The organism is Enterococcus phoeniculicola ATCC BAA-412 (genome assembly GCF_000407505.1).
GTDB classification, from domain to species: Bacteria; Bacillota; Bacilli; order Lactobacillales; family Enterococcaceae; genus Enterococcus_K; species Enterococcus_K phoeniculicola.
Genome location: NZ_ASWE01000001.1, coordinates 569,923 through 593,598 on the forward strand (window position 1 = coordinate 569,923; position 23,676 = coordinate 593,598).

General features: G+C 36.5%; 21 protein-coding genes and 1 pseudogene. 13 read left to right on the forward strand and 9 right to left on the reverse strand.

Annotated features, from left to right (window positions below; translation table 11 throughout):
- Positions 1-9: 9 nt before the first annotated feature.
- Positions 10-726 (reverse strand): deoxyribose-phosphate aldolase, encoded by a 717-nt coding sequence (gene deoC, locus I589_RS02575; RefSeq protein WP_010769693.1) that lies wholly within the window; start codon positions 724-726, stop codon positions 10-12.
- Between the two features lie 162 nt (positions 727-888).
- Between deoC and I589_RS02580 the strand changes: the two genes are divergently transcribed.
- From I589_RS02580 to I589_RS02605, 6 genes are read left to right on the forward strand one after another with little or no spacing between them, the layout of a single operon-like run.
- A complete protein-coding gene (locus tag I589_RS02580; protein ID WP_010769692.1) occupies positions 889-1,305 on the forward strand; it encodes a PTS sugar transporter subunit IIA in 417 nt (138 codons plus the stop codon).
- A gap of 15 nt (positions 1,306-1,320) precedes the next feature.
- Positions 1,321-1,812, forward strand: coding sequence for a PTS sugar transporter subunit IIB (locus I589_RS02585; RefSeq protein WP_010769691.1), 492 nt, complete (start codon positions 1,321-1,323; stop codon positions 1,810-1,812).
- Between the two features lie 27 nt (positions 1,813-1,839).
- Positions 1,840-2,667: a PTS mannose/fructose/sorbose/N-acetylgalactosamine transporter subunit IIC gene (locus I589_RS02590; RefSeq protein ID WP_010769690.1), complete on the forward strand. Its 828-nt coding sequence runs from the start codon at positions 1,840-1,842 to the stop codon at positions 2,665-2,667.
- A 15-nt stretch (positions 2,668-2,682) separates the two neighbouring features.
- Entirely contained in the window at positions 2,683-3,501 is an 819-nt protein-coding gene (locus I589_RS02595) for a PTS system mannose/fructose/sorbose family transporter subunit IID (RefSeq protein WP_010769689.1), read from the forward strand.
- A 15-nt stretch (positions 3,502-3,516) separates the two neighbouring features.
- Positions 3,517-4,425 carry a class I mannose-6-phosphate isomerase gene (locus tag I589_RS02600; protein WP_010769688.1) on the forward strand — a complete coding sequence of 303 codons (909 nt, stop codon included), beginning with the start codon at positions 3,517-3,519 and terminating at the stop codon, positions 4,423-4,425.
- 44 nt (positions 4,426-4,469) lie between these two features.
- Positions 4,470-5,186 (forward strand): GntR family transcriptional regulator, encoded by a 717-nt coding sequence (locus I589_RS02605; protein ID WP_010769687.1) that lies wholly within the window; start codon positions 4,470-4,472, stop codon positions 5,184-5,186.
- 62 nt (positions 5,187-5,248) lie between these two features.
- Here the strand turns inward: I589_RS02605 and I589_RS02610 are convergent, their stop codons facing one another.
- The 4 genes from I589_RS02610 to I589_RS02625 form a co-directional block, all read right to left on the reverse strand.
- Entirely contained in the window at positions 5,249-5,659 is a 411-nt protein-coding gene (locus I589_RS02610) for a hypothetical protein (RefSeq protein WP_010769686.1), read from the reverse strand.
- A 193-nt stretch (positions 5,660-5,852) separates the two neighbouring features.
- The gene (locus tag I589_RS02615) at positions 5,853-6,995 is read right to left on the reverse strand and encodes an ArgE/DapE family deacylase (protein WP_010769685.1); all 1,143 of its coding nucleotides are present in this window, start codon (positions 6,993-6,995) and stop codon (positions 5,853-5,855) included.
- 21 nt (positions 6,996-7,016) lie between these two features.
- Positions 7,017-8,405: an MFS transporter gene (locus I589_RS02620; RefSeq protein WP_010769684.1), complete on the reverse strand. Its 1,389-nt coding sequence runs from the start codon at positions 8,403-8,405 to the stop codon at positions 7,017-7,019.
- Positions 8,406-8,407: 2 nt separating this feature from the next.
- A complete protein-coding gene (locus I589_RS02625; protein WP_010769683.1) occupies positions 8,408-9,604 on the reverse strand; it encodes a M20 family metallopeptidase in 1,197 nt (398 codons plus the stop codon).
- 174 nt (positions 9,605-9,778) lie between these two features.
- Between I589_RS02625 and I589_RS02630 the strand changes: the two genes are divergently transcribed.
- The 5 genes from I589_RS02630 to I589_RS02650 all read left to right on the forward strand — a co-directional run bounded on the left by I589_RS02630 (position 9,779) and on the right by I589_RS02650 (position 16,542).
- A complete protein-coding gene (locus I589_RS02630) occupies positions 9,779-12,109 on the forward strand; it encodes a helix-turn-helix domain-containing protein (RefSeq protein ID WP_010769682.1) in 2,331 nt (776 codons plus the stop codon).
- A gap of 495 nt (positions 12,110-12,604) precedes the next feature.
- A complete protein-coding gene (locus I589_RS02635) occupies positions 12,605-13,171 on the forward strand; it encodes a DUF5067 domain-containing protein (protein WP_010769681.1) in 567 nt (188 codons plus the stop codon).
- Positions 13,172-13,189: 18 nt separating this feature from the next.
- A complete protein-coding gene (locus I589_RS02640) occupies positions 13,190-14,635 on the forward strand; it encodes a hypothetical protein (protein WP_010769680.1) in 1,446 nt (481 codons plus the stop codon).
- A 62-nt stretch (positions 14,636-14,697) separates the two neighbouring features.
- A complete protein-coding gene (locus I589_RS02645) occupies positions 14,698-15,996 on the forward strand; it encodes a DUF5068 domain-containing protein (protein ID WP_010769679.1) in 1,299 nt (432 codons plus the stop codon).
- A 213-nt stretch (positions 15,997-16,209) separates the two neighbouring features.
- Entirely contained in the window at positions 16,210-16,542 is a 333-nt protein-coding gene (locus I589_RS02650; RefSeq protein WP_010769678.1) for a hypothetical protein, read from the forward strand.
- A 68-nt stretch (positions 16,543-16,610) separates the two neighbouring features.
- Here I589_RS02650 and I589_RS02655 read toward each other — a convergent pair whose 3' ends face one another.
- Complete coding sequence (locus I589_RS02655) at positions 16,611-16,982, reverse strand: hypothetical protein (RefSeq protein WP_010769677.1); 372 nt, start codon at positions 16,980-16,982, stop codon at positions 16,611-16,613.
- 506 nt (positions 16,983-17,488) lie between these two features.
- On the opposite strand from I589_RS02655, the pseudogene I589_RS02660 reads away from it, so the two are divergent.
- Positions 17,489-17,833: pseudogene (locus tag I589_RS02660) on the forward strand (ribonuclease G); the annotation flags it as partial.
- A gap of 570 nt (positions 17,834-18,403) precedes the next feature.
- On the opposite strand, the gene I589_RS02665 reads toward I589_RS02660, so the two are convergent.
- From I589_RS02665 to I589_RS02675, 3 genes are read right to left on the reverse strand one after another with little or no spacing between them, the layout of a single operon-like run.
- Entirely contained in the window at positions 18,404-18,970 is a 567-nt protein-coding gene (locus I589_RS02665; RefSeq protein ID WP_010769675.1) for an NADPH-dependent FMN reductase, read from the reverse strand.
- 1 nt (position 18,971) lies between these two features.
- A complete protein-coding gene (locus I589_RS02670) occupies positions 18,972-20,042 on the reverse strand; it encodes an LLM class flavin-dependent oxidoreductase (protein WP_010769674.1) in 1,071 nt (356 codons plus the stop codon).
- 31 nt (positions 20,043-20,073) lie between these two features.
- A complete protein-coding gene (locus tag I589_RS02675) occupies positions 20,074-20,502 on the reverse strand; it encodes a MarR family winged helix-turn-helix transcriptional regulator (RefSeq protein ID WP_010769673.1) in 429 nt (142 codons plus the stop codon).
- A gap of 1,166 nt (positions 20,503-21,668) precedes the next feature.
- Between I589_RS02675 and I589_RS02680 the strand changes: the two genes are divergently transcribed.
- Positions 21,669-23,624 (forward strand): KUP/HAK/KT family potassium transporter, encoded by a 1,956-nt coding sequence (locus tag I589_RS02680; protein WP_051100952.1) that lies wholly within the window; start codon positions 21,669-21,671, stop codon positions 23,622-23,624.
- Positions 23,625-23,676: the final 52 nt, after the last annotated feature.

The window sequence follows — 23,676 nt, forward strand, 5'->3', positions numbered from 1 at the left end:
GCTTTTTTTTTAGTTTTCTTTAATTGAAATGGTTGAAGCATTATTTTTAGATAGTTCTTCTTTTAATTGGTTAATAATTTTTATGCCAGCGCTTGTCCCGATTCGTTCAGCACCACAAGCAATCATTTGCTTAAATGTTTCAGCATCTCGAATTCCTCCAGCTGCCTTGACTTTTACTTTGTCTCCAACGTGTTTTTTCATTAGTTGAACGTCTTCAAATGTTGCGCCAGTTGGTGCGAAACCAGTTGAGGTCTTAATGAAGTCAGGTTCAACTTCTTTTGCAATTTCTGATAATTTTATTTTCTCTTCAGCTGTCAAATAAGCATTTTCAAAAATCACTTTTGAAATCACTTCCTTTTGTCTGCAAAGAGTAACAATTTCCTGCATTTCTTCTTTGATATAGGTCCAGTTCTTTGCTTTTACCTCAGTGAGATTAACCACGTAGTCAATTTCAGTTGCGCCAATTTCAATAGCATTTCTTGTTTCAAATAACTTAGCTTCTTTAGATGTTTGTCCTAACGGGAAACTTATTGCCGCTCCTATATTTACATCTGTTCCTTTAAGTAGTTGTGAACAAAGTGCGGATTGAACCTGATTAATCGCTACCATTTTAAAATGATACTCTTTTGCTTCTAAGCAAAGTTTTGAGATATCTTCGTTTGTTGCGTCTGCTTTCAGGTTTGTGTGATCAATAAAACGTGCTAATTCATCAATTGTATAGTTCATCAAGTGTACCCTCCTAATATGTAATTACATAATAATCATAAATCGAAGTTTATCTTCTGTCAATAGAAAAATTAACGAAATAAGTTATTGACATATAGGTTGAAAGGGGTTACTATTTGGGTATAGAAAGATTTAATGTAATTACATAAAGGAGGATGTATGATGAAACTCTTACTTATTTCTCATGGTTCATTTGCTTCAGGATTACTAAGTAGTTTTGAGATGATTGCAGGTAAGAATGAGGACATTTCAGCAATTAGTTTGACTGATGAAGGGATTGGAGAATTTTCTCTACGGTTGAAGAGCTATTTGAATGAACATAGAGAGGAAACTATTTTTATTCTATGTGATATCAAAGGAGGGACCCCTTTTAATGAAGCATACCGTGAATATTTAGCAAATCCAGAGAAGATTCGATTGATTACGGGAATGAATTTGCCAATGCTTATTGAAATGGGTGTGATGCTGTCGGATGATGCTGATTTTGAAGAATTATTTACTGTTGGTATACATGCAGGGCAAGCATCAATTGAAGGAATTATTGAATCGTTTGAAGAAGAAGACGCAATTGAATTTTAAAGGAGAAGAGAGAAAATGACAATTACACTAGCAAGAATTGATGATAGAGTGATTCACGGACAAACGACTACACGATGGACAAAAGCTAGACCAGTTCAAGGGATATTAGTGGTTGGAGATGACATTGCTAAGGATGAATTAAGAAAAAAAGTATTGAAAGCCGCAGCAGGAAATTTAAAATTAGGGGTTTATACCGTAGAGCAGTCAAAAGAAAGTGTATCAAAGGGAAAAGAATCCAAAAAAGATTTCTTTTTAATTAGCAACTCTCCACAAACATTTGCTGAAATGGTTCGTCTAGGAATCGATTTTGGGAAAAAATTAAACGTCGGTCCTATGAATACGAGAGCTGGAGCAAAAGTATTGGGTAGAACGGTAGCAATTGATGAAAAAGATTATGAAGCATTTGAATACATGGAACAACAAGGAATAGAGATTGGTTTTCAGCTTTTACCTGATGATGAAAGTAAAACTTGGAAATCGTTAAAAGCAAAATATGATTCTATGTAAATAAAAGAAAGAGTTGGAGGAAGAGGAATGGATACAGGATTGTTATTACCTGCATTACTGACAGGGATATTTTGTTATTTAGGTGCAATTGAAACGCCGTGGTTGTTTGGAATGACTGGTGGATTTTATATTGTTGGACGTCCCCTTGTCGCAGGACTTTTAGTAGGACTAGCATTTGGCGACGTTCAATCAGGTGTCTTATGCGGACTTGCTGTTCAAGCGGTATTTATCGCGAACTTAACAACAGGTGGAGCGACGAATAGTGAAATTACCTATGCTGCTTATGGCGGAATTGGACTTGCATTAGCTACGACAAAAGATCCAGCGGTTGCAGTAACTTTATCAATTTTAATAGGACAAACATTTGGACTAATTTTTTATAATTCACGAATGGCCGCTTATTCATTTTGGAATACAAGAGCACAGACGGCAGCAGAAAATAATGACAATAGAGGTATTACATTAAACCATGTGGTCTATCCGCAAATTACGACATTTTTATTACGGGCAGTTCCAGTATTTTTAGCTATCTTTTTGGGAAAAGGGCTTGTGGATTGGCTATTATCCAATGTCCCTCAAGTGGTTACAGACATTATTTCTGTGCTAGGTGGTGTGTTGCCTGCTTTAGGAATTGCTATGTTGATGAGCATTGTTGTTAAAGAGAAAGCGCATTTGATTTTCTTTTTTGCCGGATTTGTTTTGATGGCTTTTGCTGGTCTAAATATGATTGCGTTAGTATTTATCGCAGCCCTTGTTGCTTACATTGTTTACTTAGCAACAGGTAAAGCAGCAGTAAGTGAAGCAGCTACTCAAACATCAGAGAACACAGTCTTTGAAGACGACGATTTATTCTAGAAAGGAAGAAACTACATGGAGAATACAACCAATCGTTTATCGAAAAAAGAATTACGACAAATATGGAAGCGCTGGGGATTTACTCATCTATCTTCTATGAGTTATGAAAAACTCCAAGCACATGCATGGGCCTATTCTTATTTACCTTTTGTCGAAAAATATTATAAAAATGATCCTGAAAAAAAGAAACGACTGTTGCTAAGGCACTCGATGTTTTATAATACGGAACCTCAGACAGGTCAATTAATTAATGGAATTGTGGCTTCCTTAGAAGAAGAAATCGCAATTGGCGGAGATGTGCCAGAAGAAATGCCGGTGAATATCAAGACTACACTGATGGGACCGTTAGCTGGGATTGGTGACTCAATTATACAAGGAATTATCGTACCGATTTTATTATCCATTGGTATGGGGCTAGCTGCTGGTGGAAATGCACTGGGACCTGTATTTTATATTCTTTCTTATGGTGTAATTGGTGTCCTGATTTCATATCTAGCCTTTATGAATGGGTACAAGCTAGGTGTCAATGCTATTGATGTAATTATTGGTGAGAATGCGAAACGAATAACGGATGCCTTTAATATTCTAGGTGTAATGGTTGTAGGTGGACTAGCAGCCTCAAATATTGCGTTGATCACTAAACTGAAAATTCCAATGGGTGAAGAGGTTCAAGCGCTCCAAGATGTGCTTGATGGCATCTTCCCTAAAGTATTACCTTTAGCGATGGTCTTAATTGCATGGTACTTATTAACGTCCAAACAAATGACTGCAACAAAAGTTATTTTAGTTTTGACTGTTATTTCTGCGATTGGTGTTGTTTTGGGCGTGTTTTAAGAAAAGAGGGAGAACATGTACATTCTAAAATCAATTCCCAAGCCTCGTGTTTGGGGAACCAGCCGACTTCAAAGTTATTCTACCGAGCAAATGGATGGGAAAATAGGTTCCGTTTACACTGCATCAGGAATTGCTGAGATTGATAGTCCCATAGCGTTAGGAAAAGAGACATTGAGGAAGGTTGTTCTTCAAAAACCTGAGAAATTTGGTTTAGTAAAAGGAGAAGAGTTTCCGTTAATTATTTCCATGACAGCGGCTGATGAAGATTTGAGTATCCAAGTACATCCCACTGATACCTATGCAAGAGAAGTAGAAAATAAACTTTATGGAAAAAGTGAAGCATGGTTCTTTCTTTCAGAACCCAAAAGCGGGTCGATAATTGCAGGTCAGACGGCTGAATCAGAAGTTGTTTTTAGACAGGCAGTAGCCGATGGACGATACCAACAAATTTTAGCTAGAGAAACGATTGCAGCAAATGATATGGCTTATATTCCTTCAGGAACGATTCATGCGTTGACAAAAGGATCGCTTGTTTATGAAATTCAGCAATCAACCGATATTACCTATCGCTTCTATGATTATGATCGATTAGATGTTACGGGAGAAAAAAGAGAGTTACACACAAAAAAAGCACTGGAAACGGTGGATTATCAACAAACAATTTCAAAAAGTCCGTTTGCACTGGAACAAACTTTAGATGTACGAGAATTTAAAGTGAAACGCACGGTTATTCATGGAACGTATACGAATGAAGAATCAATTGTTCAGGTTCTTACGCTACTAAGAGGAAATACGTGTATCAATCACAAAATGCTTATGAAAGGTCAAAGCGTTTTAGTTTTACCAGATGAACAGATTACGGTGGAGCATTCAGCAGAATGTATGATTGCAACACCAAAAACGTATTGGCGTGATAAATTTTAATCATTTTATTGTATAATGAAGATACATGAGCGAGGAGGTAGTTTATGAATTTACCTTTATATAAGAAAATAGAAGAAGATTTATTAAAGAAAATTAAATCAGGCGTATATGTAGAGAACGATTTAATCCCTACAGAACTTGAGTTAGCTGAGGAATACGATGTGAGTCGACCTACAGTGAGACAGGCGGTTCAAACACTGGTAGATGCTGGATACCTTGAAAAACGGAAAAAACGGGGAACTATTGTAAAACGACCAAAGATTCAGCAAGAGTTTACCAAGGTCATTGAAAACTTCGATTCAGAAATGAATCGAAAAGGGCTCGTTGCTAAAACGAAAGTTATTGCATTTAGAAAAGATACAGCAAATGAAGAGGTATCAGAAAATCTTGAACTAGCAGAGGGAGAGGAAATATACAAGCTGATACGACTCCGTTATGCTGGAGAAAAGCCAACTGTTTTAGTTACCACCTATATACCGGCGAGTCTTTTTGAAGATTTCTCAACGGTTGATTTCTCGACACAGCTGCTCTATAAGACATTTGAACAAAAGGGATATCCAGTAAAAACCGTTTCTCGTCGATTAGATGTTATTCAAGCAGATGATACTGCAAGTGATTTACTCGATGTAGAGGTTGGTGCGCCCCTGTTTTATTTCCACACAAGAGGATTTTCTCACGACAAGCTGCCTGTAGAGTACTCTATTTCAAAATATAGAGGAGATATTAACTCATTTGTCTTTGAGATTAAAGAAAGTGAATAAGTAATAGTAGAGATGGAAAACAAATATAAGGACAAGTTCCTTGATTGTTTTCCATATTTTTATTAATTTTTCTTTGCAGAAAAAGGGAAATAGACAGCTTCTTTTTTTGCAAGTCGCCAACCACCAATGAATTGAATGAAACCAAGGGCAAAGAAAAGAACATGTAAAAAGGCTATAGAGGCTAAGAATAGGCATTGAATAATAATCCAAGCAATCAGGATCATGCCCATGAGACAGCTAGTGTAGGGAAATGATGCTGATTTTACTCCGTAAAAAGCTAAAAAGAGATTGCCAAAACCAAGAACAAACAGCAAAAAGAGACCGGGAATCAGAAACGTTGTGAAGGGAGAATGGATGAGCAGGGAAGAGTCGATACCAAATGAAGCGTGGGCACTTGTTGATACTGCAAGAACGCCCCCGGAAAGTGCACCCAATCCAATAAAGAGATTCATACCAAGTAAAAATATTTTCATTAGAAAATCCATCCCTTTAGTTTCTTTTGTCCATAGTTTATCATCTTCTTTGCATAAATGAATGAGTCAAAGGTCTTAGACGAAAAAATCCCCAAATCGTGTCTAGTCACTTAGGCTAAGGACGAACAACGATTCAGGGATACTTTTTATTTGAGTCTTTGTATTTTTTTTATGTTAGAGAAAATCATTCATCTTATAAGAAATTCTCTGCAATCTTTTGATTAATCTCAATCATTTTATAAAAATCTTCTATTAAAACGAACTCGTTTGGCTGGTGTGCGTATTTAGTTTCTCCTGGTCCTAAAATCAAGATAGGAAAGTCTTTTTTTGCGCGACCAAATTGAGAGCCATCAGTGTAGCCGGTCATTCCAAATGTAGAAGCCGGTTTTTCTGTTACTTGTGCCACAACTGTTTTTGCAAGCAACGTAAAAGGATCATTTTCTTCTGTTCGCATAGAGGGTAAGTCGTTAATAAAGCTAAGTTCAGCGTGGAAATCTGGTACATTTTTTGTTAGAGTGTCTAGCATCTCTTGTATACTAGCTTTTAATGTTTCATGATTTTGTGCTTTGATTGTTCGGATATCAATTTCAACCGTACATTTATCAGGAACTACATTTGTTCCGTTTCCACCTTTAATGACATCGATACTTGATGTGGAAGCTCCAACTAAATCATCAATAGAGGAAGAAAAGTCGAATGTTTCACCAAACGCATTCAGTACCAACATCATGTGTTCGATAGCGTTAACTCCTTCGTTTGGCATAGAACCATGGGCTGTTTTTCCAAACGTAGTAATTCTTGGCCAAAGCGCACCTTTATGTGCAACGCCAATTTCAACATTGGTGGGTTCACCAATGAGTAACGCATCTAAATCATCAGCATAGCCTAGATCCACCAACTGACCTGAACCGATTGCACTGGTTTCTTCACCGACAGTTGCTAATAATTTTACACTTCCTTTTAGTGGGACGTTTTCTTCTTTTAAACGAATCATAGCAACAACTGCTGCTACAAGACCTGATTTCATATCGCAGGTACCGCGTCCGTATAACTTCCCATCTTTTTCAATGGCAGAAAAAGGATCATCCTCCCAAGGAATTTCTCCCACAGGAACCACATCCATGTGGCCTGAAAAGCCAAGGACTGGCCCCTCTTCTTCTCCTGTTAATGTAGCTACGAGCTGATTGCGTCCATCGCTATATTCTACTTGTTCACAAGCGATACCATGAGCTTCTAGTCGATTTTGAAGTAAATTTGCTACTAGTTTTTCATCCTTCAGTACACTTTTAATTTGAATGACTTCTTTTAATAAATCTAATGCTTCTTGATTATTCATTAGAAAAACTCCTCTCGATAATTATTTTTTTTCTTTTGGAATGACAAATGAAATAGATAGGATTGCAAAAAGACTAAATAAAATATTTGTCATCAATCCTAAGTTTGCGCCTAAAGTATAGTTGCCAGAAGCGCTAACGCCGTTATAGACAGCAGCAGATATTGCTACACCTAAAGCACCACCAAGAGAGCTTGCCATTTTGTAGATACCAGAGGCAACCCCTGCTTTTTCATTAGGAACACTGGAAATGGCTGTATCTGTTGACGGTGTTGCATACATCCCTAGGCCCATTCCGAAAAAGCTGTAGCCAATAAAGACAAGAACAAAGTAGGCAAGACCGCTAACCATGGTTAAGGACATAAAGAGTACCCCAATACCAGAAAGAAGTGCACCTAAAATCATCGGTTTTCTAGCCCCAATTTTTTGTAGCATCTTTTCTCCCACTCGAATTGTAATTAAAACGAGCACTAGATATCCAATGGAAAGCATTCCGGTTGTTGCAGCACTTAATCCTCGACCTTGTTGTACATAAGAGTTAATAACAATCAATGTTCCAGCAATGGCATTTAATAAAAAGTTGGAAATAGTCGCTCCAAGATATCCTCGATTTTCAAATAAAGAAAAATCAACAAAACTATTTTCTCCATTTTTTTCAATACGATAAAACAGGCTAATCCCTAAAATAACAATGACTAATAGACCAAGAATGATGGGACTAAACCAACCAAGTTCAGAACCTTTAGAGACAACAATATTTAATGCAACCATTGAAATAACGAATAAAATAAGACCAAGTGTATCAAATTTTCCTTTACTATCTTGCGTAACTTTACTTTCAGGCGTTCCAAAAATTAAGACAGCACTTACTAAAGAGACGATAATTGAAAAAATAAAGACATAGCGCCAGCCTAAAGAACTTGCAATAGCACCACCAAAAAATGAACAAAATCCTGATCCGCCCCAAGAGCCGATAGACCAAAAACTTAATGCACGTTGACGATCTTTTCCATCATAGTATGTTTTTACTAATGCCATTGTTGCAGGCATGATACAAGCAGCAGATAATCCTTGAAGAATTCTTCCTGTAATGAATGGAGCAGGACCGTTAGCGAAGACTAACAAGGCAGAGCCAACAACGCTGAGTGCTAAACCAATATAGGTGAGTTTCATTCTTCCTAATTTGTCAGCAAGACCTCCCGCAACAACAATGAAAATTCCAGAAAATAAACCAGTCATGGAGATCCCGATGTTGAGAATCCCAGAAGAAATACCTAAATCTTGCTGTACATCAGGTGCGATATTCAATAGTGATTGAGCAAATAGCCAGTAAGTCAATACACTTAGTACAATTCCTATGAGTAATTTGTTTGTTCCTTTATAAGTGGGTGTTTCAACTACAGATGCTTTCATCATTAAACTCCTTCAGTCAAATAGTATAAAACTGCACTCGCCATAGCTTTTGCAGAAATTAATAGACAATCCTCATCAATAGTGAATTTTGGATTGTGGTGTGGATAAATAGGTGTTCCTTTTTTGTGTGCGCCAACATAAAAGAAACAGCTTGGACGTTCTAATGCGTAGTAGGCAAAATCTTCAGATGGGGTTTGTGCGCCAGAATCAACGACACCTGTTACTTCAGGGATATTCGCTTGGCTGACAGCTTTTCTTACCATCTCAGTTGTTTGCTCGTCATTAAGAAGAACCGGATAATCATTTTGGTAGTCTAGCTCATAAGTAATTCCAAATGCTTCACAGATACCATTTAGCAACTGACGGAATTCTTTTTCAACAAGCGGACGTAGTTCTTCTTTCATAATACGAACATCACCTTCTAAAGTGACTGTTTCTTTAATAACATTTGCTGAACCTTTTCCGTCAAAAGAACCAATGGTGACCGTTGCAGTATCAAATGGGTTGATACGGCGACTAACGATAGTTTGTACAGAAGAGACAAATTGTGAAGCGGCGACAATTGCATCATTCGCATCTTGCGGTGTAGAGCCATGTCCGCCTTTTCCGTGTAGGACAGCTTTGAAAGTAGCGCGTCCTGTTTGAACGGGGCCTTTATGATAGAGCACTTCTCCTAATTCCATCGTGCTCATCACGTGAATACCCAATACGTGGTCAACGCCGTCTAAACAGCCACCTTCAATCATTGTTTTTGCTCCACCTGGTGGCACTTCTTCTGCTGGTTGGTGAAGGATTCGAATAGTACCCGTTAACTCGTCTTTCAATTCAATTAATGATTCTGCCAAAATCATCATATAGGCAGTGTGTCCATCGTGTCCGCATGCATGCATGACACCGGGTGTTTTTGATGCAAATGGAAGACCTGTGTCTTCTTGAATAGGGAGCGCATCAAAATCTGCACGTATAGCTAAAGTAGGGCCTGGTTTTCCACTGACGATGTCAACAGTGATTCCGTTACCTCCGCCAATATTGGTTTTTACTATACAGTCTTTTCCTTCGTAAAAATTTTCAATATAAGCAGCTGTCTTTGTTTCATGAAAGGATAGTTCTGGGTTTTCGTGGAAATATCGACGAAGTTGAATCATTCTGTCTTCCTTTTCATTCAATTTGGCAAATAGCTTTTCTTGTAAAGTATTCATAAAATATTCCTCCTCTTCTTCTCGTATTCTATGCTCATTTAAAGAAGTAACAATACGATAATTTTCATAAGTATGGTTATTTCTTTTTTTGTTTAAAGATAAAGAAAATAACGTTCTGATTTACGAACATTATTTTCCTAAACATGGTAAAATGAATGAAAGAGGAGGGGGAAAATGGAAAAAGAAGATATTGGTAAGATTTCTTACAAAAAACTTAGAGGAAAAGAACAACTATTTGCTGAAGAAGTCACAGTGCTTATGGTTTTAAAAGGAACTGTTTTGGTGGAAGAAAAAGGGGAAAACTATTCATTGGAAGTGGGCGACATCTATTTATTAAATATGAATAGTTTTTTGACTATGCAAACCACTGTCTATTCTTCTAGTACCCTTGTTTTACTAACATTTGATAGTCTTTTTTTCGCCTCACAATTTCCGAAGTTTTATACGACGTTGTTTGAGTGTCATCCCGGATTGAGTGAGAAGGGGAAAAAGGAGGAGATTGGTACTTTACGGAAAAAAATAGCCGAAGTCTGTTTAAATGAATTTAGTCAAACAGATGAAAAAAGAATTCAACATACTGTGGGAATGACGCAGCTACTGCTGTATTTTATTCAATATTTTCAAAAAGGTCCCAGACAAGCCTCTATTGGAATAGAAAATCAAAAATTAAAACAATTGCTGGAATATATAGAAGCACATTATTATTCAGGCTTGACCTTAAAAGAAGTAGCAGACGTGTTTTATATGTCAGAGTCCACCTTATCCAAGTATTTTAAAAAAGAAACTGGTGAATATTTTTCAGAATTTATCAAAAAACTACAAATTCGACACAGTTTACCAGATTTGCTTTACTCAAAAAAGAGTGTAGAACAAATTGCACAGGAGAATGGTTTTAATAGTGGGAAAATTTATCGTGAACAGTTTAAACGGATATTTTCTATGTCACCAACTGATTACCGAAAAGAGCGCATAAAGGAGCAATTAAAAAGACACGAACATCATTCTGTTATGTCTATAAAAAAAGTGAATCGAAAAGAAATCGTGGTCATTTTATACACCTTTATTCAAACGACTCATGAGGAGTACGTATCTCCTAATTTATCCGTGCGAAGCAAACGACTATTCATTGAACCAGCTTCTGAGGTAAAGCAAAAAGAAAATCCGGCAATCATGATTCATATAGGAAGTTTAGGTGCTTTAAATGATCGAAAAGTTCAACAAGAAATCCGGCAGCTGAAAAAACAGCGAATGATTACGCATGTTAGTTTTTATGAGATGTTTGAGAAAATGGAGTCTATGTATTTTGTTGCAAAACAGGCACAAATGAACTCTTATCCTTTATTCTCTAAGTTAGACACCGCATTGGCGTTTATTGAGGAAGAAAATTTACAGGTTATGTTCCATTTATCTTTAACTAGTTACCAAAAAGAACGTGAATCAATGGTATACGAAACTTTTTTTGCTCATATTCGAAATCAGTTTGGTGAGCAAGAGTTGGCTCGCTGGTCTATTGACGTTCAATTCTCACCGACCGCTATTCATCAATCTTATTCTTTTTATCAAGAGCTGAAAGAGAAGGTGAAGCAAATTTCTTCCTCTGTTGCAGTAGGAGTAGAATTGACTCTTTCTGATCCCTATGACGAGGTGATGGCCATTCAGGCATTTACTGAACTGACTCACACGCTTCAAAACCAGTTTGACTTTTTGACCTACACAGTAGAACCAAACTTTGTTTTTCAAACAGAAGATGAATCATTAACTAATTTAATGACCTATCATCAGTATGTGCAGCAAAAGGCACTGTTTATCCATTCATTAATGAAAGAAGCCCATATCCAGGTACCCATTTATTTATCTGAGTGGAATACGCTCACGGGAACGACGATTAATATGAATGGTCTTTTTTTCCGTGGGGCATTAATCTTACAAGATATATTGTTGATAGAAGAGCTAGTGGATGGTTTAGGTTTTTGGATAAACGTGGAACAATTTGAAAAAAATAAGACGCATTCATCAACAAAAAACGAAGGACTGGAGTTATTTCATTTCTACAGCAGCCGTCGACCGTCTTTTTTCTGTCTTTCATTTGCACAGCGCATGAAAGGAACGATTATTGCACAAGGGGATTCCTATTTGTTGACGCAATCTGGGAAAAACTACCAGCTTCTAGTATGGAATTCTAATTATTTTGATCCCCATCTATCTTCTGAGCAGGCATTCTTGGAGAGTCAGGCTTTACGATTAGATGTCACAATTCAGCAATTAATTTCAGGAAACTACCAAATTAAGCAGCTAGAGCTCAACCGAAATAGTGGGGCGTTGTTTTATACCTACAATGAGTTTCAGGAAGCAAAAATGCTCGACTATGAAACACAAGAGTATGTAAGGACGGTTACGCAACCAAAGATAAAAGTATTTGATGCAGTGATTCACGAGCAGTTCACCTTTTATCTAACGCTAGATACAAACGCGGTTACTTTACTAGAATTAACGGCGCAATTGTAGAACGTGAATGAAGGAAAGTTCATCGAGTAATTGTTAGATTCGCAGTTTTATAAATAGTAAGTGAATGCTGGCAGTATTGATTTACTTAGTCTTTCGGCAAGAGAAGTGATATACAAATAATAGCGATGTTGAGATGCTAAAACGTTATTTTAGTAATCATTTTATTCGTATTAACAGGTTATTAAATCAGATTGGGAGTACCAGAAAATGATGGCTAGACATCTGTAAAAATCCGAACAGAGACGCTCAGTTTCGGGTAGCTGCTGTATTCTTGAGAACACCAGCAATCACAACCAACCTTTTCTGTTTTCAATTATAGTAAGAGTGATAAAGTCCACCCCTTAAGCAGATGTAGTAAGAGGGGGGACTCTTTTTGCTTATTTCTTGTGAAATATTTAAAAATATCTTGGAAATCTTCAAAATAAACAAATAATTATATCCCTGTGGTTATTTTTACGTTATAGTATAATTATTGTTTTTTTAAGGGGGAAAAAGATGAAGAAATGGGGAATCGTCTCTGTTCTATTTTTATTTACTCTGGGGCTGAGTGGTTGTATGGACTTAGACAAAAAGATAAAAATAGGAATGGATACGACAAAAGAACAGTCAGAGGAGAAAATCGAATCGCTAGAGGATGACGTCGATGATGAGGAAACAGAAACCTTTGAAGATGGGGTGCTAACGACAGATAAATTTACAATTGAAATCGAATCGGCTAAAGTGATTCCTTCATATGATAAGGAGAAGCAAATTGTGGTGATTACCTATTCATTTACAAATACGAGTGACGAATTGCTCATTCCAGAGAGATGTTTTTCAGGCTCCTTTGGGGTCACTCAAGACTTGCCAGATACGGTAGAGGATTTATATACAGGATTTCCGCCTTATGACTCTGGTTATTCTAAACTTCAAGAAAAAAGTCAGGCAAAAGTTAAAGAGGGAAAAACCATTCAGGCAGTTGCCAGCTATGATTTAAAAGAAAAATCGAACACAGTTGTTTTAACTGCTTATAGTACAACGAATACGTTATCTATTGGGGAAGAAAAACTACATATCAAATAAGAATTTTTTGGGGGAGTTATGAAGAAAAAAGGATTGATTATTTTTTTACTGTTGCTATTTATTGCTGGCGGGTCGGCAGGATTTTATTACTACAAAAAGAGTACAGAAAATCATTTTATTGGGGTATGGGAAGCCAAAAAACAACCATTTGTAAAGGAAACTATAGAAATATCCAGTGAAAATGAAGTGACAATGAATATACTGTCTGATGAAGAAAATATGGGCTATTTTCGTACATCACTTATTTATAAACATACGACTTTATCAGAAAATAAGTTGATTGTTCAAGCAGATAAGGTTGATGCCTACGAGATAGAGTACCGATTATCTAAGGATCAGTTAGAATACATGTCAGAAAGTGAACTGATGCGAATGTTTGTTGATAATTCAATCAAGCCCTATTTGACGGATGAACAGATAAAAAAATATTTACATATTGATGGGGATAAACTTTTACTTACAGTGGATGATTCCAAAGCCATTAACCGCATGTTAAGTCGTACGGAGGTAGATTCTGAAGACACTGACCTGACATTTTCTTTAAAAAAAGAGAACAGTGTGTTGGAAATCTCTGATGGTTCAAAAAGCAAGGAGAAAATGACCTACACTAAGGTTGTTGAAGAACCGACGAAAAAAGCAAAAAGAACCAAGGAAACTGCAAGCAGCAAGACACAAGAATCTTCCTATGAAGAATCATCAGAATCAGAGGAAGAGCTTTTGACAGCGCCTATTCGTGAAACAACTGAAAGCAGTGAGGAAGAAAGAGTTTATGAACCGAATAAATTTGCCTACTATTTTTTAGTTTTAAATGATCGAGAAAAGCGTGAAGCTTTTATTGAAGAGCATGTGGCAGAGGAAGCCCAAGCGATGTTCAAAAAGCATTTAGCAGACGAGCCAGTTTACGAATCAGCTAGACTAGAGGATATTTATTCTGATGAAAGAGAGAATCGGCAGCGGATTTACCAGTTAGTATCAGTTAATGAAGAGGTACAGTTTATTCTTGAGAAAAATGAAAACGATAAAATAGTCGCTGTTTTTGGTCCGGGCTGGAAAGAAAAGACAAAAGAAGAGATAAAAGAACTCGAACTATTTATTCGTGTACGTCCAACTATGACTCTTCGGTATTTTGTCATTTACTATCTGATTGAAACAGATAAAGAAGAACGCAAAAATATGATTAATGAAAATAAAGAATATGCGACAAAAGAAATGCAGGAACTCTTATTAGCACATGCGGAGGATGAATTTGCAAACTTTAATTCAGGGTCATGGCATGAATCAGAGATGAAAGATGGGACGTTTGCAATAGTTATCAATGCTGCAGAAGACAAGCCAACCTATATTATCACGTTGAATCAAGATTCTCAGCTTACCCATATATATGGCGGGAATTTTGAAAAGCTTAGTCAAGAAGACTGGGACGCCGTGATGGAGAAAAAAGGGAAACTTATTGGGGCATTTTAATTCATGAAACAACTACTTAAGCTAGGTTTTTGTAGATGTAAATATATTTTAGGGGATGAACAATGATGAAGAAAAAAGCACTTGTAACAATGGGGATTTTAACAGCTTTAACACTTGCTGCATGTGGGGAAAAGAAAGAAAAACCTGCTGCAAGTACAGAAGTAAGTACGCAAGCGAGCACAGAAACAAGTACAAGCGAAAGTAAATCTGATACGTCTACTTCGACAGTAGAAGAGTCAACCAGTCAATCAACTGAAGAACAGACTTCTGTAAACGCATCAGGTGAATTAAAAAAAATTACGGAAGATATAAAAGATGAAATGGAAGCAGAGGAGGCAGACATCCTCTTTACTTCTACACAGCCAACGAAGGTAAAACAAGGAAACGTTGAGATTGATATCGAAGAGTATTCAATTATCGAAGTCAAGGATTTCCATCAAGACTTCTCAATTCCATTCGGCCGCCAAACAGATGATGGTGGGATATTCTTAGCAAAAATTACTGTAACAAATAAAGAAAATCAGGATATTTGGTATTCGCCAATGTTTGACATGACGTTTACAGGAGCTACATCTGCTTTTAGTAATACGCGAAAGGTGTTGCCAGAAAATTACGCAAACATTGGTAGTGATTTGACAGCAAATAAAAACTTGATTAAAAAAGGAGAGTCGGTGACAGGATATTTACCGATGGCATTAGATCCTGAAGAATTATCCAGTATTTTGGAATTAGGATTAGTCTCTTATGAGGTTCCTGCTGCCTATAATAAAGCAGATTCAGTAAAAACAGCTGATGCGATTGGAAAAGCAGAAAGTGTTCAATTATCAGTAAGTAAAAGTGGCGCAGAAACAGTAAAAGAGAATGCCAAATTCTATCAAGACAAGGCAACAATAAAAAATATGGGAACAAAAACAATGATTGAAGAAAAAGAGGGGATAGATGATTCTCAAACGATTGGGAAAATTACTACAACCTTAAAGGGCTACCAATTTACTGAATTTGAACCAAATGAAGAAGAAGCACCACGATTTACAGATTTTAATGGTGTAGTCTTACTTACATTAAAATATGATATTAAAAATGAATCAGACAAGGAAGTTGCCTTTACAACAGCAAATTCTACTCTTCGTGTAGATGATGGTTCACTCATTGTTATCGGACAAGGCATGCTTTTAGACTATAAATCAACGGATGTTGTGAAAACAGGTGAAACAAAAGAGCTAATCCAAGTATTTGCGATGGATAAAGAGCAATATGACAAGTTATGGAAAGATAAAACATATAAAGCACAGTTAGCGTTATCTGATTCAAGTGCAAAAGATTTATTAAAAGGGAAAAAATTTGAGTTTGATTTAAAATAGTGGAACATAATTGGTACTAAGAGAAAAGCTAAGCATAGGTCAGCATTTTAAGAAAAGCTGCATATACTTAGCTTTTCTTATTATAAAGAGTTGAAAATAGGTGAAGGTCGAGACAAACACTCGAATAAAATCATCTATTATGTAGCTTTTTGATTTTTACAAACACGTCGTTGTTTGCTATGATTAGTGAGTCTACAGAAGGGGGAGTAAGAAATGAATGAAATGTATGAACTGCCGCAGGAAGTAAGAAAATGGAACTGGGGTGCATTTATCTTTAGTGTTTTTTGGGGAATAGGAAATAAAACGTATTTGCCATTATTGTGTTTAATTCCGGTGTTTAATATTGTTTGGATATTTGTTTGTGGGGCTAAAGGAAATGAATGGGCATGGAAGAGCGGGATGTTTCAAGATCTTGAAACATTTAAAAAAGCACAAGCGACATGGAATCGCGCAGGCTTAGTTGTTTTTATTATTGCAATTGCACTTATCGCACTTTATATTCTGTTCATTATCTTAATTATTGCACTAGCAGCGGCAAACTATTAAAAAAAGACACTGAGCAAGGCTAACAACTATCTATACATGATAGACAGTCGTGCCAGCGCCCGTATCTTTTAGTCTATTTCAGTTGTTTCTTTAATGTTCAGCAAGTAAGTAAATACTGCACCTAAAACGAGTATAGTTGTAGGAACGATTAAAAAGAAAAGGAAAAATAGCGAACCTGCGTAACCAACAATAGATAAGATAATACCAGTATTCTTTTTTGGTTTAATGGCAAGTAATGTATAAATGCTAAAGACTAGACCAGTAATGCCAATGACAGAAACAACAGACCAGAATAAAATGCTAAAAAGATTCCATTCATAAATAGCCAAAAATGGTGTGTCACCAACAGAATTTTGTGCCCAGCTAATAAATGCTAGCAGGTAGAGAAATACTTGAAGACTATTTAATATAGTAATACTTTTGTAAAAACCCAGTTTCATAAAAAACTCCTTTCGTATAATAAAATAGATGTGTTATTAGTATAACATAATGTATACTTAGGGAAAGTGTTTTGTTTGTTGATACTATTATAAAGGAGAATAATATGGCAGATAAATATACAGAGTCAGATGAAAATGAAAAAAATGAATTTGAACATACGTCAGGCAGATCGAATGAAGAAACACAGACAGTACACACAAATGAAGAATCCATTAAAGAGGTCAGTGACGACAGCGTAGAATCAAAAATTAATCAGTGGAAAAATGAGGAGACCTCAACAAATGAGCCATCTGAACCTCAAACCAATCAAGTGGAGACAGAAAACACAACGATAGAGGAAACAGTAGAAAAAGATTCTGATGTAACAACAGATGTTGTCGATGAGCTGCTAAATAGTCACATAGGCAATGAAGAATTTTCAGCAAACAACGCAGGAATCGAATTTCATTCTGAGCCTAAAGAGTTTCAGTGGCAAGAGCCTAGGGTTCAGCCAACTGCTGAGGAAATGAATCATCCAGGATATGACGGCGGTTATACACAAACATATGGTGCTGGAGAAATCCCGTACGAAATTAAAGGATGGAACTGGGGAGCATTTACATTTAATATTATCTGGGGAATAGGAAATAAAACGTATTTGCCACTTCTTTGTTTAATTCCTGTATTTAATCTGGTTTGGATATTTGTTTGTGGAGCTAAAGGAAACGAGTGGGCATGGCAGAGCGGTAATTATCGTTCAGTAGAAGAATTTAAGCAGGTTCAAAAGACATGGAATATTGCGGGAATTGCTAAATTTATCTGGACTATAGTAGTATTTGTTTTCGCAATCATGATAATTCCAACAATTATTGGCTTTACATCTTTATTTGTCACTCGCTTAGCTTATCAATTTGAAGATGAATTTAATAGTCGATATTCAGATAATTATTATGATGAGTATTACGACGACAATGAATATGAATATAGTGACATTGAAATTTCTGACATAGGGAAATGGACAGAAGATATCTATGATCGTATTCAAATCGCAGAGTCCGAGTATGATTTGAAAACAGATGACTATACGTATAAAAATGGGACAAAATATGAAGAGTTGATTAAATTAGTTGGGGAACCTCTTTCAACTTATAATTACGGAGATGAAATAGAGGCTACTTGGGATACAACGTTAAATGAGAATGATGATTACAACTATGATTATGCCTATATTACTGTAAACTATGATAAGAAAACCGGCTTAATCGTTGACAAATATTTTTCAGAAGAATAAGGATTTATAGGATTAAATCAATTTTTCTAAGAAGAAATTAAATAAACAAGCCCACAGAACTACCTGCTATAAGGGACTGTTAGACATCTGTTTATAGTCTGCCAATCCCTCAAAAGCTGGAAGAATCATGTGGGTTCTTTTTATATATTTTTAGAAGCCGTACTGCTCGTTCAATTTTTCTTGAAGCTGGTTATAAACTTCAGTGGTGTTTTTCACATCCTCCACTAAACGTTCCAACCGAAATAAAACGTCATCGTTTACAATCTCTTTTCGTAAGAAATCTTTTTCTTCAATGAAAACATATTTAGGAACAATGATTGCTTTCATGTAAGATAGGATAGGTTTTAGCTGTTGCTCCACCATCATATAGTGCTTAGGAGAGCCAGCAGTTACTAAGATACCAACAATTTTATCTCGAAACGCATTTACCGGCAGCATATCAAATATATTTTTCAAGGTTGCAGGAATAGAAGCTTGAAAGGTTGGCGTTCCAAGAACTAAGGCATCAGCTTCCATTACATCTGATAAAAAAGCGCTGATTGGTTCCTCGTAATCAAAATAATTTCGCCCATCACTAAATGGAAGTTGAAAATCTGCCAAATCATAAAAGCTTACTTGCTCATTTGGATAGCGTTCTTTCATCATTTCATAGGCTTTTTCAGTAGCAATTCGTGTTTTTGACCCGATAATAGAGCCTGAAATAAAGACAATGCGCATGTTAGTTTGTTCCTTCTTTCTCAGCTGTATATTTTTTAATTGTAGGAAGAATATCATTTCCAATGATTTCAATATTTTTCATTAGTTTGTCAAAGGGAACACCGCCGAAATCAATCTGAGCCATAAAACGCTGCATCCCAAACAGTTCATGTTGATAAAGAAGTTTTTCAATAATCTGATTTTTGTCCCCCACCATTAAAGCATCGTGAGGATGAGGTGCTTGCGCGAATTGCTGACGAGGATACCCACTGCCGCGAATCATCTTAAATCCGTAGTCTAAATGCGAATACATCCCTCTCAAAGCTTCTTGTGTGCTATCTGCTACATAAAATAAGCTTGTTGTTGCAAGAGGTAACTCAGCAGGATTATGACCGGCACGATCAGCTGCTTCATAGTAAGCGTCGACGGAAGCGGCAAAGTTTACGGCAGGACCGCCTAAAGTAGTCAACATCATTGGAATTCCCATATACCCGGCTTTAATAGCACTTGCTGGAGGACCGCCTACTGCACGCCAAATGGGTAGATTTCCTTCTTTAGGTTGTGGTAATATTTCTGCATTATGTAGTGGTGCCCGAAATTCACCTTCCCAAGTAATCCGTTCATTTTCATTGAGTAATTTAAGTAAGGCAAGCTTTTCCTCAAAAATTTCTTCATAATCTTGTAAATCAACGCCAAATAAATCATATGCGCCTGTACGTGACCCACGTCCAGCAACAATTTCTGCCCGTCCATCTGAAATTAAATCAATCGTAGAAAAATCCTCATATACACGGACTGGATCAGCAACACTTAGCACAGTAGCTGTACTTGCTAGTTTAATTTTACTCGTTGCTTGAGCGATAGCTCCTAGAATCACACTGTGGGCTTGTCCTGCAAAATATTTTTGATGACTTTCACCTAACCCAAATACATCGATACCAGCTTGTTCAGCAAGCACGCTTGCTTCAATAATTTCATTGATTCGTTGTTGAGCGCTTATTTGCTTTCCTGTTTCAGGGTTTGTCATGTGATCTCCGAGAGAATAAAGACCAAATTCCATTCCTTTTTTTCTATCAATTCGATAATTTTTCATCGTTATAGCCTCCTAAATTCGTATAGTCAGTTTATTCATCTTCCTGAATGGTTTTTGTCACTTTTGTTAATAGACGAAACAATGTTTTTTGTTCTTCTTTAGATAGGTCTTTAAACATATCTACTTGGTAGTCCACTTGTTTGTTGTAAGCTTCATCTAATTTTTTTTGTCCTTTTGGAGAAAGCTGAATATAGTTATTTTTTCCTTCTTTTTTCTTAAGAATCAGCTCATCCTCCACCATCCGACTCAAAAGACGAGAAATTCCACCTTGTGTAACCGTAAGTTTATTTGCTAAATCAATCTGTGTAATCGGCTGATAAGTAGCAACTTGAACCATAATTTCAAACTGAGTAATGGTTAAATCAAATTGACGTAAAAAATCATTTGATAGACAGTTAACTTGATGAGTCAGTCTAGAAAGTCGTAACCAAACAATTAATTCATAGGGGATTTTTTTCATGTTCTTACCTCCTGATATCGTTACTTTACATGTAAAGTGAAATAGAAGCAAGATTTATGCTTTACATGTAAAGTGTTGGTAGAGTCGTCCATCATGTAAGAAAATGAGGAACGTTCTTTTGACTGTCTGTTTGAAGAGGACGTTGTTTTCAGTAAAAACATTTTTTTATTTTATAAAAATTGGTGTGCTTGCTTCTGTTGTGTGTACTCAAACAGGGGGTTGCTGACTGAGGGATTCAGTAATGACTGCGAAGGTATCCATTTGTTTTTTTTTGCATTGCCATCTCCTGACTAATTCTTTTCTAAATTTCTTTTTCCAGTGACAGTGCCGATAGGATAGATAGTTTAGATGCTTATGGAAGATTTTGATGTGGCTTAGACTTTCGGATAAATATGTTTTCCAGCAGCAGAGCGGTGCGTCTGGCCACCAAGCTAGTTTTGGGTAAATTAACTCGTGCTATTGTTATGATACGAAAAGAGAATAGAGAAAGCAGAGGTACACTAACACTCGAAATTAATCTGTACTATTACTTGTTGTCATAGAATTTTTTGGTGAAATAATTAAAAGAATACTTCTCTAAACAAATAGATGAATAGTGATGTACAGAAAAAAATAGCGTAAGTGTTGTCTCCTAATAGAAACAGTGAAGAAGAAAATCTAATAAGATAGTGAGTATAGAAAACAAGAAAAATTGCATAAAATAGTGACTAAAATATTCTCATAATCCCTATTAAATTAGGAATTAAGTGCCGTTTTTTCTAATAAACGAACGTTAAGTCAGGAGAATGAGTTCTTTTGCTAAATTTAGTTGACAGTTGTCCAATTAAAGACCATAATGGGGTACATATTTAGGGGAGTAGCACATAGTCAACTATGATTTTAGGTCAACAGCAAGTGAGAAATTCACTGGTCTAAAATTTTTATTGCAAGACCTAAGTGTCAGGTTGTGAAACCGTCGCTTAGGTCTTTTTTATATAGAGCAAGAGTTGATGGAAATTGTTATTTTCTGAATAGTAGTTTATTCAATGGTTTGAATAGACAGGGATGTAATAGGAGTCCCAGTACAGCATCTTACACAAAAAATATAAAGTAAGGTGACAAGGAGGATAAGGAAAGTGTCTGAACAAAAGAAGCATACAGCAAAAAAACTCTCCGCTGCTGGATTAATGGTAGCGATGGGTGTGGTATATGGAGATATAGGAACAAGTCCGCTGTATGTTATGAAAGCAATTGTTGGGGATAATGGCGGATTGGAGAGTCTAAATCCTGACTTTGTTATCGGAGCAGTATCATTAATTTTTTGGACATTGACGTTATTAACAACGATCAAGTATGTCATGATTGCCTTAAATGCAGATAACCATGGTGAAGGAGGAATCTTTTCTCTTTATACACTGGTGCGAAAAGGGAGCAAGTATTTAATTGTGCCCGCAATGATTGGCGGTGCGGCTTTACTAGCTGACGGAGTTTTGACGCCAGCAGTAACGGTGACCACAGCAATCGAAGGACTTAGAGGAATTCCACTGTTTTATGATCGCTTTGGAAATGACCAACAGGTTATCGTAGTCATCACTTTGGCGATTATTCTGATTCTATTTTCTGTTCAACGATTTGGGACAGAAATGGTTGGAAAAGCATTTGGTCCAATCATGTTTTTATGGTTCACTTTCTTAGGTGTAATGGGTATCATCAATTTTAGCCAAGATTTATCAGTGATCCGTTCGTTAAATCCTTATTATGCAATTCAGTTATTACTCAGTCCAGACAATAAACTAGGGCTATTTATATTAGGGAATATCTTTCTGGCGACGACCGGAGCTGAAGCTTTGTACTCCGATTTGGGCCATGTAGGCAAACAAAATATTCGTATGAGCTGGCCTTATATCAAAGTTTGTCTGGTCTTAAATTATTTTGGTCAAGCCGCTTGGTTGCTAAATGTCTATAAAGATCCAACCGCACAAGAGATTGAAAACTTAAATCCATTCTTTCAGATGATGCCAAGTGGGATGATGGTGATAGGTGTTGGATTTGCAACAGTTGCAGCAGTGATTGCTTCTCAAGCGTTGATTTCAGGATCGTTTACCCTTGTTTCAGAAGCAATTAAACTAAAACTTTTACCAAGACTAAAAATTATTTATCCAGGAAGCAGTATCGGTCAAATGTACATTCCTGCCATAAACCTTGTTTTATGGATTGCTTGTTCTTTAATTGTAATTACTTTTAGAACATCCACACATATGGAGGCAGCTTATGGGCTGTCAATCACTGTTACCATGTTAATGACCACTGTGTTACTGTATTTTTATTTAATTCAAAAGGGAACGTCGCACATTTTTGCTCATATTATTACGCTGTTCTTTGGCGCAGTAGAAGCAATCTTCTTTATCTCTAGTGTTGTGAAATTTTTCCACGGCGGTTTTGTAGCTGTTGGTATTGCACTAGTCATTTTGTCAATTATGACGATTTGGGAACGCGGGAATATTATTCAGGCAAATGCAGCGGATGAGGTCTTGTTATCAGATTACATTCCTCAAATTGAAATGCTTAGAAAAGATACGCGGATTCCTACTTATCAAACGAACGTTGTATTCATGGTACCTAATTTAGATAATGATCGGATTGGGAAGCAATTTATGTATTCGATTTTGGATAAACGTCCGAAACGAGCAACTGTCTATTGGTTTGTGAATGTTGAGGTAACCGACGAACCGTTTACTCAAGAATATCAAGTGGACATGATGGAGACTGATTTCATTGTGAAAGTGAAGCTTTTCTTAGGCTTCCGAATTCAACAAGATGTAAATGTGTATTTGCGCCAAATTATTCATGATCTTATGAAGAGCGGAAGACTAGCTAAACAACCGCAATGCTATACAATCACTCCAGGGCGAGAAGTTGGGGATTTCCAATTTGTTTTAATTCAAGAAGAGCTTTCTAATGTTACGACACTTGATCGATGGGATCGTCAAATTATGCAGGCAAAGCTTGCTATTAAGCGACACACAACGACTCCGGAAAGCTGGTTTGGATTGGAATATAGTGATGTAAGATATGAAACCATTCCACTAATTATTGGACAAACTAGAAAGACCTGGCTAAAAGAACGTAAGGCTAGTGAATAGCTGGTATTTTGCAAGAAGAGCTGTCCAACAGTATGAAGTCACTGAAAACTAA